Source organism: Vibrio sp. L3-7 (assembly GCF_963898195.1).
Taxonomy (GTDB): Bacteria; Pseudomonadota; Gammaproteobacteria; order Enterobacterales; family Vibrionaceae; genus Vibrio; species Vibrio echinoideorum.
On the sequence record NZ_CAWQUW010000056.1, the window covers coordinates 80,282 to 94,022 of the forward strand.

9 protein-coding genes are annotated in these 13,741 nt (G+C 43.8%); 7 read left to right on the forward strand and 2 right to left on the reverse strand.

The genetic code is table 11. The features are described from left to right. Positions 1-88: 88 nt before the first annotated feature. Positions 89-1,180, reverse strand: a complete 1,092-nt coding sequence (gene leuB / locus AACW75_RS22095; RefSeq protein ID WP_102553872.1) for a 3-isopropylmalate dehydrogenase — start codon at positions 1,178-1,180, stop codon at positions 89-91. Positions 1,181-1,277: 97 nt separating this feature from the next. Continuing rightward, complete coding sequence (gene leuA / locus AACW75_RS22100) at positions 1,278-2,825, reverse strand: 2-isopropylmalate synthase (RefSeq protein ID WP_102553871.1); 1,548 nt, start codon at positions 2,823-2,825, stop codon at positions 1,278-1,280. Positions 2,826-3,392: 567 nt separating this feature from the next. On the opposite strand from leuA, the gene AACW75_RS22105 reads away from it, so the two are divergent. The 7 genes from AACW75_RS22105 to AACW75_RS22135 all read left to right on the forward strand — a co-directional run bounded on the left by AACW75_RS22105 (position 3,393) and on the right by AACW75_RS22135 (position 13,729). Then, positions 3,393-4,052 carry a TetR/AcrR family transcriptional regulator gene (locus AACW75_RS22105; protein ID WP_102573317.1) on the forward strand — a complete coding sequence of 220 codons (660 nt, stop codon included), beginning with the start codon at positions 3,393-3,395 and terminating at the stop codon, positions 4,050-4,052. Further along, complete coding sequence (locus AACW75_RS22110; RefSeq protein ID WP_102573313.1) at positions 4,052-5,389, forward strand: efflux RND transporter periplasmic adaptor subunit; 1,338 nt, start codon at positions 4,052-4,054, stop codon at positions 5,387-5,389. The genes AACW75_RS22105 and AACW75_RS22110 overlap by 1 nt, the downstream gene beginning before the upstream one ends. Beyond that, the gene (locus AACW75_RS22115; protein ID WP_017073066.1) at positions 5,386-8,493 is read left to right on the forward strand and encodes an efflux RND transporter permease subunit; all 3,108 of its coding nucleotides are present in this window, start codon (positions 5,386-5,388) and stop codon (positions 8,491-8,493) included. Before AACW75_RS22110 ends, AACW75_RS22115 begins: the two co-directional genes overlap by 4 nt. Positions 8,494-8,778: 285 nt before the next feature. After that, the gene (locus tag AACW75_RS22120; RefSeq protein ID WP_102573311.1) at positions 8,779-9,303 is read left to right on the forward strand and encodes a phosphatase PAP2 family protein; all 525 of its coding nucleotides are present in this window, start codon (positions 8,779-8,781) and stop codon (positions 9,301-9,303) included. A 54-nt stretch (positions 9,304-9,357) separates the two neighbouring features. Beyond that, positions 9,358-10,413: an MJ1255/VC2487 family glycosyltransferase gene (locus tag AACW75_RS22125; RefSeq protein WP_017073068.1), complete on the forward strand. Its 1,056-nt coding sequence runs from the start codon at positions 9,358-9,360 to the stop codon at positions 10,411-10,413. 346 nt (positions 10,414-10,759) lie between these two features. Next, positions 10,760-11,719 carry a transcriptional regulator LeuO gene (gene leuO, locus AACW75_RS22130; RefSeq protein ID WP_004735878.1) on the forward strand — a complete coding sequence of 320 codons (960 nt, stop codon included), beginning with the start codon at positions 10,760-10,762 and terminating at the stop codon, positions 11,717-11,719. A gap of 201 nt (positions 11,720-11,920) precedes the next feature. Beyond that, positions 11,921-13,729 (forward strand): AMP-dependent synthetase/ligase, encoded by a 1,809-nt coding sequence (locus AACW75_RS22135; RefSeq protein WP_017073069.1) that lies wholly within the window; start codon positions 11,921-11,923, stop codon positions 13,727-13,729. Positions 13,730-13,741: the final 12 nt, after the last annotated feature.

Consider the following 13,741-nt stretch of genomic DNA (forward strand, 5'->3'; position numbering starts at 1 on the left):
AGTGTTTGTTTCGAACCAAGTCATGCAATTTAACCTGACTTGGCTTGATATTATTTTTATGTACTTGCTTCTATCTTTGAGCGTTAGCTTATGAAGCTAAGATGTACTCTGCGATCTTATCACCCATTTCAGAGGTGGTTAGCGCTTGGTTTTTACCTGCTAGATCGGCCGTTAGTTCGCCAGCTGAAAGCGCTTTAGATACGGCTGTTTCGATATCCTGTGCAGCATCTTCTTCACCTAGGCTGTAGCGAAGCATCAAAGCTGCAGAAAGAATCTGTGCTACTGGGTTAGCGATGTTCTTACCTGCGATATCTGGAGCACTGCCGCCCGCTGGTTCGTATAGGCCGAAGTTGCTTTCGTTCAAGCTTGCAGAAGGAAGCATGCCCATAGAGCCGGTGATCATTGCACACTCATCAGAGATGATGTCACCGAAGATGTTCGAACAAAGCATCACGTCAAACTGAGATGGGTCTTTGATTAGCTGCATGGTCGCGTTGTCGATGTACATGTGGCTCAATTTCACATCTGGGTAGTCTTTCGCTACTTCTTCAACCACTTCACGCCATAGAATAGAGCTTTGTAGAACGTTCGCTTTATCGATTGAGTAAACGTTTTTGTTACGTAGACGTGCAGATTCAAACGCAATCTTTGCAATACGTTCGATTTCGTAACGGTGATAAACCTCAGTATCAAACGCTTTTTCAGTTGCGCCTTCGCCTTCACGGCCTTTTGGTTGACCGAAGTAGATACCGCCCGTTAGCTCACGAACAACAACGATGTCGAAACCGTTGCCTGATATATCAGCACGTAAAGGAGAGAAAGACTCTAAACCCTTGTGGATTTGCGCTGGACGTAGGTTACAGAACAGTTGGAAATGCTTACGCAGAGGAAGTAGGGCACCACGCTCTGGTTGATCGTTTGGTGGAAGGTGTTCCCATTTAGGACCACCAACTGAGCCAAAAAGTACCGCGTCAGATTCTTCACAGCCCGTGACTGTCGCTTCTGGAAGTGGACAGCCGTGATTATCAATTGCAATACCACCAACATCATACTCTTCGCGAGAAAAGCTAATCGCGTGCTTCTTTTCGATCGCGTCTAACACTTTATGTGCTTGTTGCATTACTTCTGGGCCAATGCCATCACCAGGTAGTACGGCAATTTTGTATGATTTATCTGTCATGTTAATCCTTTAATTCTTGTTACTGAGCGGTTTGGCTCGTTTTAAATTTTGTCCCTAAAGCCAACAACATCGGCTCTAGGGCTCTGTTATTGGGGTCTTAAACTGTCGCGAATTTTTGCTGCTTCATTTCAGCAATAGTGTCTGCGCGTTGAATGCTATTGATAACGTGTAGCAACGCTTGACCAGAAGCTTCAACGATATCCGTTGAAACGCCCGTACCGTGGTACTTACGGCCTTTATAGTTCGCAATGATGTCCGCTTGACCTAAGCCATCTTCGCCTTCACCTTTCGCAGTAAGGTCGAATTTATCCAACGCGATTTCGTAGCCTGTTAAGCGGTAAATACATTGGTATAAAGCGTCAACAGGACCGTTACCGACAGCCGCTTCGCATTTCTCTTCATCACCACATTGCAGCTTGATGCTGGTGGTAGACATAACACTACCAGATTGTACGCTTAGGTAGTTAAGTTTATAGAAGTCATCTTCGTCACGTAGATTCGCGAAGTGCATTAATGCTTCTAGGTCGTAATCGAAGACTTGTCCTTTACGGTCAGCAAGCTTCAAGAAGTCTTCGTACAATGAATCTAGGTTGTACTCATTATCTTTATAACCCATTGCGTCCATGTGGCTCTTAACTGCCGCACGGCCACTACGGCTGGTTAGGTTCAAGGCTTTGTTTTTCAAACCAATCGACTCAGGTGTCATGATCTCGTAAGTGTTTTTGTTCTTAAGCATGCCGTCTTGGTGGATACCTGAAGAGTGGCTAAATGCATTCGCACCGACGATAGCTTTATTGTCTTGAATTGGCATGTGGCAAAGCTGGCTAACCAACTTACTGGTGCGGTGAATCTCTTTATGATCCAAACCAGTATGAACACCTAACAACTCTTGGCGAGTTTTTATGATCATTGCGATTTCTTCTAGAGAACAGTTACCAGCACGTTCACCAATACCATTGATTGTGCCTTCAATTTGGCGAGCGCCCGCTTGCACTGCAGCAATTGAGTTCGCAACCGACATACCTAAATCATCGTGACAGTGAACAGAGATGATAGCTTTATCAATGTTTGGTACGCGATTGAATAGCATTTGGATAATGCCACCAAACTCGTTTGGAACGGTGTAGCCTACCGTGTCTGGAATGTTGATAGTTCTTGCGCCTGCGTTGATTGCAGCTTCAACCATTCGGCATAAGTTGTCGATGGGTGTACGACCTGCATCTTCACAAGAGAACTCAACATCGTCGGTGTAGTTACGTGCATGCTTAACAGCTTTCACCGCCATTTCAACGACATCGTCGTAGCTGCGACGTAGCTTATCTTGTACGTGTACCGTCGATGTTGAAATGAAAGTGTGAATACGGAATTGGTCCGCTACTTTTAGTGCTTCTGCTGCGGCGTCGATATCTTTCGCTACCGCACGAGAAAGCGCACAAATTCGGCTGCCTTTGATGTGTTTTGCAATCGTTTGAACCGATTCAAAATCACCTGGAGAAGAGATAGGGAAGCCAGCTTCAATAACATCCACACCCAGTCTCTCAAGAGCATAAGCGATCTGTAACTTCTCTTTTACTGTCAGGCTTGCTGCAAGTGCTTGCTCGCCGTCACGTAAGGTCGTATCAAAAATTATTACTTGATCGTTCATGGGTGCTTCCTTATATCGATAATGAATCGATTGCTATCCAAATTATTATTAAGAATGATGTTCTTTTAAAAGTGCCAGTTACAAAAAAACCCGCTCAGCGCGGGTTTTAATATTTGTGTAGTTCTTGACCCACAACTTACCCGCGCGATTGGTTCACGATAAGGAGAAGTTTCAGCAGTCGAGAAGAAGAAAAAATCATTACACAAATATCCGTAAATAAACTGTTAACACCATATTTACCGTAATTTATTCTAAGCGTCAAACAAGAAAATCCAATAACAGTGTGTATTGTCAGTGTTTTAGTTTGGTTTATGCTGTTAAATTCATCTTTATTGGTGTAATCGTTTATTTGTTGGTTTTATGTTGGAGGGTTAGTTTATCGATTGGCTGGTGTCTAGGTTAAAATTTTGTAGTAAATCTTTTTGTTGGAACGATTCACCAGCAAAATCGAATGTGTGGCGACATTAATTAATCACTTGATTAAATAGTGAGTAATTAATCTTCTGCAGTTGTGCTTCTTTATCTCTATAATTAATCAAACGATTAATTATAGAGATGGTCAAAGCAATGACAGCACGTAAGGCCGGGCGACCCCAGCAGAACCTTGATGTACGGCAGCTACTCATCGAACACGCTCGTGATCTGTTCGTTGTTCAATCCTACGATAAAGTATCGACACGCCTAATTGCAGAACGTGCTGGAGTGAACATTGCCATGATCCGTTATTACTTCGGTAATAAAGCAGGATTGTTTGAAGCGATGCTGCGGGAAACGCTTCGGCCAATGCAGCTACAAATGCAAAAGTTAGTTGAAGAGAGCAGTCATGAGAACTTTCTTGATTTAATGCGGACTTACTACAAAGAGATGGTCAAGGTACCAAAGTTTCCTCGCTTGATAGCTCAGGTGATGAATATGCCTCCTTCAGAAGTGCAAAGAGAGTTACTAGAAAAGGTTTTCTTAGACGTGGCCAAACCAGCCCAAGATGTCATCTTTGAAAAGCTTGTTGAGCAGGGCATTTTGAAACAAAACATGGATCCGAAACTGTGTCGCGTTTCGTATATAAGCTTGATGGTCTTTCCTTTTATTGCCCCACCCCCTTTGTTAGCCATTCATGGCATTGAGTTAAATGAAGAATTTCTTAATCGTTTAATCGAACACAACATTCAACTGATGACCGAAGGCTTTATCAATGTAGCGAGCACTTCACCCTTGCAGGAACCAAGATAATGAAAATAAGCAAAAAACTCCTCTTTTTTCCAGCACTAGCGGTTGGAATCATCGGACTTGTGGCGGCGATTAATTTAAAACCTGATCTTCCAACTAAACCTGCGGGTGATCGAGCTCGTTTAGTGGAAACCGTAAGTCTAGAGCAGCAATTGATCGCGCCTTTGGCGGTTGGTTTCGGCAAAGTTGTGCCAAAAGTCGAATGGAAAGCCATATCTGAGGTGACGGGGCAAATTGTTTATCGACATCCTGATCTGGAAAAAGGGCAAGTGATCCCTGCGGGAACCGAGGTATTAAAGATTGATCCATTGGATTACGAACTGAAGCTGATACAAGCGGAAGCTGATCTTAAATCAAGCCAAACCTCGCTAGCGAAATTGAATCAAGAAGAAGACAACCTGAATCAGACTCTAAAGATCGAAAAGAATCGCTTAGTGATCAGCAATAAAGAGCTACAACGTAAACAAGATCTACGTAAGAAAGGGTTAACTTCTCAATCTGATGTCGATCTGCAGCAGCAAAGCGCATTGTCTCAGCAGAAGTTGGTGTTAGATATTGCCAACCAAATTACCTTGATGCCTGATGAAAAACGCGTCGCGGAGGCCGTGATTAAGGTTAATGTCTCTAAGGTGAAAGAGGCACAACGTTCTTTGGATAAGACGACCATCACGTTACCTAGAGCCATGCGAATTGCTCAAGTCGATATCGAACAAAACCAAGTGGTTAATCTTCAGCAAGAAATGTTTGTTGCTCATGGGATTAATATTATGGAAGTTGAGGCGCAACTTTCTATTCACGATATGCAAACTTTAGCCTCAAGTTTTACTCAATTCCCCCGTGACGCTGCTGGAATTCCAACGCCTGATCAAGCGCCAATCAAAGCGAGTGTTCAACTGAACAGTGGTAGTCTGAATCTGACCTGGCCTGCAAAGGTAGCGAGAATCAGTGAAACCGTTGATGAAAACCAAGCGACGGCAGGGATCATTCTTGAGATCGCTCAAGACTACTCACAACTGCAACCAGACAGTGCGACACCTTTGGTCAATGGCATGTTTGTTAAAGCTGAAATTGAAGGTGTAGCAAATCTAAGTTGGGTGTTGCCTGAACGAGCGCTACATGGTGATAAAATTTATCTAATGGACGATAACTCCCGTCTGCAAATGGTTAATGTTGAAGTTCTTTATCGTAGAGACAACCAAGTGGTTGTGAACGGAGATCTTCAAACGGGCGATAAACTGATTCTTAATGATTTGCTGCCGGCAATTGAAGGTATGTTACTTAAAGAGTCAAATTCTCAAAAGGCTGAGCTTGTATCCGGTGTCGAGGAGAATGCGTCATGATCAAGTTCTTCTCTAGGCACCCAACAGCAGCAAACTTGTTGATGCTTGGGCTGTTGATAATGGGTTTAAGCTCATTATCAACCATTAAACGTGAAACCTTCCCGGCTTATGATCCTCTGTATATTATGGCGGCGATTGTTTACCCGGGCGCTTCTCCGCAAGAAGTGGAAGAGAGCCTTTGTGTGCGAATGGAAGATGCCGTCGATGGCCTAGCTAACATTGAAGAAACTCAATGTGAAGCAGTTGAAGGTAGTGCTAGGCTCATTCTTAAGTTAAATGAAAAAGCAGATATTGGCCGAATGCTGGTGGATGTTCAAACTCAAATTAACTCGATCAACGATTTCCCATCCGAGATTGAATCTCCTGTTGTTCAAGAGTTGGATTGGAACGAACCCGTTGTCGATATTGCCATCACAGCAGAAACCTCATGGCCGGAACTCAAGGCATACGCTGAAGATCTTAAACGCACCATGAAGCTCGATTATGATGTGTCTTTGGTAGAGGTGAGCGGTTTTTCCGATCATCAATATCGTGTTGAGTTGGATACCCAAGCCATTCGCCAGTTGGGTTTGAGTGTTGGTGATATTGCCGATCAAATTGGTCGTCAGAATGTAAAATTGCCGAGTGGTAACATTGAAACACCAGATAAAAATTTCCTGATTCGTTTTGACGAGAGACGGGTCACGCCTGTTGAGCTTGAGAGTATTGTTGTTGGATCGGCACCAAATGGTTCTGTGATCCGTTTAAGAGATATCGCGAAAATCACCGATCGTTTTGAACTTGATGAACAGAAAGTCCTGTTCGATGGCAAGCCTTCTGCTTTGTTGAAGATCAGCAAAAACAAAGAAGACGATGCGCTTCGAATTAAAGAAAACGTGACACGATTTGTTGAAGATCAGAGTGCGATTGCCCCTGATGGTGTGACGCTACAAATGACCAACGATCTCTCTTCTGTGCTTTGGGATCGTCTAACCATGATGGTGCGTAATGGTTGGCAAGGTATTGTGTTGGTTTTTGCCACCATGTGGTTGTTCTTTAGTTTACGTTACTCATTTTGGGTCGCTGCAGGTTTACCCGTTGCCTTCCTTGGCGGCTTATTCTTAATGGCCAACCTTGGCTTATCGATCAACATTATGTCGCTTGTAGGCTTACTAATGGCGATAGGTATTATGATGGATGATGCCATCGTGATTGCCGAATCGATAGCCTCACATTTAGACAGGGGGCAGAGTGTTGATGATGCCGTGTACAACGGCGTTAAGAAAGTACTCCCCGGGGTGTTGTCTTCATTCTTAACCACGGTCTGTATTTTCGGCAGCTTGTTGTTTCTTGATGGGGAGATGGGGGCAGTGCTTAAAGCGGTGCCTCAGGTGCTTATCTTGGTGTTGTCGCTAAGTTTAATTGAAGCGTTTCTTATCCTACCCAATCACTTATCTCATTCATTACACAAAGAAAAAAATGATAAGCCAGCGTTGCGTTTCAAGGTGGTGTTATTAGAGAAGTTTGAGAACTTTCGTAATACTACGTTGACGAACATGGTTGAGAAAGTCGTGACGTTCCGCTACGCCTTTATGGGCGGAGTGATGACGCTGTTGTTACTTTCTATTGCCTTGATTGCGGGTGGTGCTGTTAAGTTTCAACCTTTCCCTGAATTGGATGGTGATATCGCTGAGGCGCGTATCATTCTTCCACCGGGCGCATCACTGTCTCAAACCGAGAGAGTCGTCGACAAAATCGTGGCTTCTGCTGAGCGTTTGAACGTGCAGTGGAGTGAAGATGTCGAAGAGGGTAATGAGCTGGTAGAGCACATCACTAGCCAATTTAATGCTAATGCTGACGCCAGTGAATCCGGGCCGCACCTCGCGACTGTGCGTTTAGATTTACGTGGCGCTGAAAGTCGAAACACGGTGATTGATGATTTCATTGATGCATGGCGCGAAGACATAGGTGATTTGGCTGATCCTATCTCACTAGTTTTCAAACAACCCACCATGGGGCCGGGCGGTCGTGCTATCGAGATCCGCGCCAAACATGATGATCTTGCAGCGTTGAAATCGGCTTCTTTGGATATTCAGGAATACCTCAATCAGTTTGATGGAGTGCATGGTGTTCTAGATGACATGCGCATGGGTAAAGAAGAGATCTTAGTTAAGCTACGCCCAGGAGCGGAAACTTACAATGTGAACGGGCAGATGATAGCTTCTCAGTTGCGTGCTGCATTCTTCGGTCAGACAGCCGATGAGATTCAAATCGGTGTTGAGAATATCTCGATTGAGGTTCGCCTCGATAAAGAACAAGCAGGTGACTTACAGCAACTCGCAAACTTCCCAATTATTACTGCTGATGGCAGTCAGATCCCCTTAGCGACTTTAGCGACGTTAGATTTTCAACGTAACTATGTGCGTATCCAGCGTATTGATGGACTTCGAACGATCAGTATCTTTGGTGATGTTGATAACAAGAAAGCCAGTTCTTCGGCGATTTTGGCCCAGTTCCAAAAAGATGAAGCCGCCAAGTTAATTCAAAAGTACCCCGGTTTACGTTTTGATTTCGAAGGGGAAGCTAAAGATGCGGCTAAGACCGGTGCCTCGATGGGTAAAGGTTTTTTACTTGGCTTATTCGGAGTGTTTGCGATTCTTAGTTATCAATTCAGAAGTTACCTCGAACCTGTTGTCGTGATGCTAGCGATTCCACTCGCCTTTATTGGCGTAGTGGTTGGTCATTGGCTATTGGGGCACGCCTTGAGCATGCCGAGCATGATGGGTTTTGTGTCGCTTGCCGGGATCGTGGTCAATGATTCCATCTTGCTGGTGCAATACATTCGTCATCATGTCGATGAAGGGGATAGCGTGCATGACTCGGTGGTGAAAGCCAGTCGCGAGCGTTTCCGAGCCGTATTTTTGACTTCAATGACGACAGCTGCAGGGCTACTACCACTGTTAACAGAAACCAGCCTACAGGCTCAGGTTATCCAACCACTGGTGATCTCCATTGTGTTTGGCATATTTGCCTCGACCTTACTGGTGTTGTTTATGATCCCTGCCGCTTATGCGATCTTGGCTGACTTTGGTTTAGTGAAAAAGCACGAACCCCTCGAACTATAGAAGTGGCATTTACACCTTTGTAAAAATAGCGAAGACCTAATAAAAACAAAGCGACCATGTGTCGCTTTGTTTTTATTGATTGTGTCGCTGACTATTTGGGTTAACTCGCAGGGAACGCTTTCTTGGTTCGCATGCTTGGTTCATACGCTTGGTTTGCTGGTATTGGATCGTGGCAGCGCAGCGTCCATAACAAATTTCATTTTAGTTCATTCAAAACGTCACTTAACTGTCATTTCAGGGGCATACCTTGAGCCTTAACTGAATAAGGATTGTTAAGGAGATCGTATGCGTACTATCGAACCTATTGTCCGCTGGGATGTGGCATTTTCTGTTTTTTGTTTAAAGAATCGTTATAACGGCCAACATGCAACGCTGAGTAAAGCGGTGTCTCATACTGGAGATGGACACCTTTACGTTTTGATTGCTCTGGTAGCGTTGTCAGTGGATAGCAATGCTGGCCGAGATTTTCTGTTGGTTGGTTTAACGGCTTTTGCTATTGAGCTACCGATTTACTGGTTAGCTAAAAATACCCTCAAACGCCGCAGGCCGGCTGAATTCTCTTCACTGCTTTACTCTCATATCGTTCCATCTGATAAATACAGCCTGCCATCTGGGCATTCCGCTGCTGCTTTTGTTATGGCGACCTTAATCGGACATTTTTATCCAAGCTTGTACCCCTTTAGTTTGGTTTGGGCTACAGCCATTGCGGGCTCTCGGATCTTGCTCGGTGTGCACTTTTTAACAGATGTCTTAATTGGCGCAGCCTTGGGTATTGCTTGTACTAGCTTGGCTATCAACTTCATTTTGTAATTATTTCGTTGGCAATCAATGCCGATCTTAAGCTGCAAATTTAAAGGAATATGCATGAAAATCTTATATGGCGTCCAAGGCACAGGAAATGGTCATATCGCTCGCGCGAGAGCAATGGCGGTGGCTTTTCGCCAACAAAATATCGATGTCGACTTCCTATTCTCAGGACGAGAAGAGAGCAAGTACTTCTCAATGGAAGAGTTTGGACACTATCAAACTCGCAATGGCTTAACTTTTTTCAGTGAGCAAGGGCAGGTTAAGTACGGCAAAACATTCATCAAGAATAATATCTGGCGATTTATGCGTGAAATTAACCAGATCGATCTTACGCCTTATGATCTCGTCCTTAATGACTTTGAACCAGTGACCGCTTGGGCGGCTAAGAAGCAAGGCGTACCTTGTATTGGTATAAGTCATCAAAATGCGTTCCGCTACGATGTGCCTAAAGAAGGGGGAAACTGGATTGAACATTCAGTGATTCAACATTTTGCGCCAACCGAGCACTCTATTGGCCTCCATTGGTATCACTTTGAGCAACCTATATTGCCACCGATTGTTCACACGCTTTCTAACCATGAGCAAACTAAAGCATCACAAAACTTCACTTTGGTCTACCTGCCGTTTGAAGATCTTGAGGCGATCTCGGAGCTGTTGATGAAGTTCATTTCTCATCATTTTGTCTGTTATCACCCTAACGTTATTGAGTACAGTCGAGTCGAAAATATTGAGTTCAAACCGCTCAGTCATGCTGGCTTCCAATTCGACCTGAATCAGTGCTCTGGTGTGGTCGCCAATGGTGGCTTTGAATTGCCATCTGAGGCCTTAACTTTAGGGAAAAAGTTGCTCCTTAAGCCGCTTGAAGGGCAGTTTGAACAACAGAGCAATGTTGCGACGCTTGAAGCCCTTGGGTTAGCCCAAACCATGAGCTTTTTAGATGCCGCTATTTTACGTAGTTGGCTCAGTGAAAAAGAGGCAGAGGTAGTGACCTATCCAGACGTGGCAAGTGCACTCGTTGAGTGGGTATTAGCAGGGAATTGGTCGAATCAAGATGACTTAAGAAAACAGCTTTGGGACAAGGTCGATTTTCCTAGTTATGCATCGCTGACTTGAATCATAAGTGGTGTTTTTGAATCAACCAGTCAAACAATTCACGAGTTCAATAAATTGTAACAAATGTAACCAAACGATAGAACAGCTAAATAAGTCGAAATCAAACTCATAAATGCTGCATTTTATGTTTTTTTATAACTCTGTAATTGCATGATTTTCATGTATTAATTAATCATTAAGGTAAAATAAAATTATTCTTTATCAATCTTGTTGGTAGCTCGGGATGTATTGGTTAATAGTAGTGGTAATCCGAAAAACATCGGTCTGATAAATATAAGAATTAGTGGTTATCTATTCCCATACCATTACCAATTTAACCCTGTCGAACCGACAAGAGGCAACTTGAATGTTAGAGAAAAAAGACGCAATGAGTGCAATTGCAAGCTACAGAATGGAAAGCACACTTCGTGGAGTCGACTTAAATCTTTTGACTGTATTTGATGCAGTTATGCAAGAACAAAACATCACACGTGCAGCTCATAACCTGGGCATGTCTCAGCCTGCTGTAAGTAACGCTGTTGCTCGTCTAAAAGTGATGTTCAACGACGAACTATTCATGCGTCAAGGTCGTGGTATTCAACCGACTCAACGTGCTCGTCAGTTGTTTGGCCCAATCCGCCAAGCACTACAGTTAGTACGCAACGAACTACCAAGTTCTGTGTTCTCTCCAGAGTCGTCTTCTCGCCTATTCAAACTTGCAATTTGCAGCCCATGTGACATGCGTTTTGCTCCTAAGATTATGTCGACAATCAACGACCAAGCACCTAGCGTTAAATTGCACATGGATGCAGAATTCGATCGTCAACTTTCTGAGCGTATGCGCTACCAAGAAATCGACTTCGTGATTGATTACGCTCGCTTTGATGAGCAAGGTTTCTCAAGCACTGAAATCTTCCAAGACGAATTAGTTGTGGTTGCATCTGCTTCTCACCCTCGTATCAATGGTGAAGTTTCAGCCGCTGAATTGCTTAACGAAAAGCACGCAAAACTGTCTCGCATCCATGGTCAACGCAGCTTCTCTGAGCAAGCTTACCGTGATCTAGATTGCACGCCTTTCTACGAAGGTACCAGCTTGAGCAACGTTCTTTACGTTGTAGGTCAATCTGAACTTGTGACGATTGCACCTCGTTGGATGGTAGAACATGCAGCAAACAAAGATCAGCTTCAAATTCTAGATTTCCCATTCGATAATGCGGCTATCTCTGGTTTCCTAAGCTGGCACGAATCAAGTGAGAAGGACAAGGGACACATTTGGTTACGAGATCAGTTAATGATGATCTGTGGCGAAGTAGTGGCACTTAACTAAACACTAATCCCTATGATTTATAAGCCCTAAGCTAGGAATCTGGCTTGGGGCTTTTTTATGCTTACTATTCTGGTGAACATAAAATTTAGCGTGAGACGTACTATTACTGATAACTTTGAGCTTCGTCAGTTGCCTTTTCTATGATCAGAGGTACACTTGTGCGCTCAAAAAAGCTTACAGGTGTAAGCCAAAGGTAAAGAGATGGCCAATTTAGATTTTCATATCGTAAAAAGACTTCGTGACCAAATTGCCCAAGGTGGCAACCGTACAGCTTTGAAGCACAAAGTAGACAATGTATGGCAAGGTATTAGCTGGGAGCAGTTTGGACAACAAATCGATACGCTTTCATTAGCTCTATTGGCTCAAGGATTGAGAATCCAAGACAAGATCGGTATCTATTCAAATAATATGCCTCAGTGGACCGTGGCAGATTTCGCATCTTTGCAAGCTCGTCTTGTGACAGTGCCGATTTATCCAACCAATACCGCTGCGCAGTCTTCTTACATTATCCAAAATGCGGATGTGAAGATCTTATTCGTTGGCGAACAAGCTCAGTTTGATGCGGCAGTGAACATCTTTGATGAGTGTGAACAGCTTGAAGTTGTTGTGGCAATGTCTGCTGATATCGACACTCAAGAACATAGTTTTGCTGTTTCATGGCAGGACTTCATGGCTCGTGGTGTTGAAGCTCAACAAGCGGAACTTGACGTTCGCTTAGCTGATGCAAACATGGATGACTTACTGACCCTTATCTATACCTCTGGTACCACAGGCCAACCAAAAGGTGTGATGCTTGATTACACTAATATTGGCTATCAATTAAAAGGTCACGATGAACGTCTTAGCTTAACTAAAGATGACGTATCACTGTGTTTCTTACCTTTGTCACACGTATTTGAGCGCGCTTGGACTTTCTATGCCCTTTATAAAGGTGCAACCAACTGTTACCTGCAAGACACGATGCAAGTACGCGACGCTCTAAGCGATGTGAAACCGACAGTAATGTGTGCAGTTCCACGTTTCTACGAGAAGATTTTCTCAGCGATTCACGAGAAGGTATCTAAAGCACCGTTTATCCGTAAAGTACTGTTTACTTGGGCGGTCAATATGGGAGCGAAGCTTTCTGTTTGTCACCAAGAAGGTCGTACTCCATCTTTTATGCTGAAGAAGAGTCATGCTTTAGCCGATAAACTTGTGCTATCTAAATTGAGAGCTCTGTTAGGCGGTAACATTAACTTCATGCCATGTGGTGGCGCGAAGCTTGATGAAACCATTGGTCGCTTTTTCCATGCTATTGGTATCAACGTAAAACTTGGCTATGGCATGACTGAAACTACGGCGACTGTATCGTGCTGGGATGACCGTTGCTTTAACCCTGATTCCATCGGCATGTCGATGCCGGGCGCAGAAGTAAAAATTGGTGCGAAGGACGAAATCCTTGTTCGCGGCCCCATGGTAATGCGCGGCTACTACAAGATGCCTGAAGAAACTGAAAAAACATTTGATGAGCATGGCTTCCTAAAAACGGGTGATGCTGGGCGTTTCGATGAAAATGGTAACCTGTTTATTACCGATCGCATCAAAGAATTAATGAAGACATCTGGTGGTAAATACATTGCTCCACAAGTCGTAGAAGGCGCGATTGGTAAAGATCACTTTATCGAACAGATAGCCGTTATCGCTGATACGCGCAAATTCGTTTCTGCTCTGATTGTTCCTTGTTATGACTCGCTAGAAGAGTATGCCAAAGAACTTAATATTAAGTATCACGACCGCGTTGAACTTGTTAAGCACCACCAAGTTGTGGAAATGCTAGAGAAGCGTGTAAACGACTTACAGCAAGAGTTGGCTAAGTTTGAGCAAGTGAAGAAATTCAAACTGTTGCCAAAAGCATTCTCTATGGATGATGGTGAACTGACACCGACTCAGAAATTGCGTCGTAAAGTTATCAACGATAAGTATCAAGACGAAATCGAAGAAATGTACAATGAAAAGCCTAAAGATAAGTAGTTTTCTACTTAG

Bases quoted from the DNA above. Each gene is read 5' to 3' on its own strand.
- AACW75_RS22125 (WP_017073068.1), top strand. From the start codon at position 9,358: ATGAAAATCTTATATGGCGTCCAAGGCACAGGAAATGGTCATATCGCT.
- leuA (WP_102553871.1), bottom strand. From the start codon at position 2,825: ATGAACGATCAAGTAATAATTTTTGATACGACCTTACGTGACGGCGAG.
- AACW75_RS22115 (WP_017073066.1), top strand. From the start codon at position 5,386: ATGATCAAGTTCTTCTCTAGGCACCCAACAGCAGCAAACTTGTTGATG.
- leuO (WP_004735878.1), top strand. From the start codon at position 10,760: ATGTTAGAGAAAAAAGACGCAATGAGTGCAATTGCAAGCTACAGAATG.
- AACW75_RS22110 (WP_102573313.1), top strand. From the start codon at position 4,052: ATGAAAATAAGCAAAAAACTCCTCTTTTTTCCAGCACTAGCGGTTGGA.
- AACW75_RS22135 (WP_017073069.1), top strand. From the start codon at position 11,921: ATGGCCAATTTAGATTTTCATATCGTAAAAAGACTTCGTGACCAAATT.
- leuB (WP_102553872.1), bottom strand. From the start codon at position 1,180: ATGACAGATAAATCATACAAAATTGCCGTACTACCTGGTGATGGCATT.
- AACW75_RS22120 (WP_102573311.1), top strand. From the start codon at position 8,779: ATGCGTACTATCGAACCTATTGTCCGCTGGGATGTGGCATTTTCTGTT.
- AACW75_RS22105 (WP_102573317.1), top strand. From the start codon at position 3,393: ATGACAGCACGTAAGGCCGGGCGACCCCAGCAGAACCTTGATGTACGG.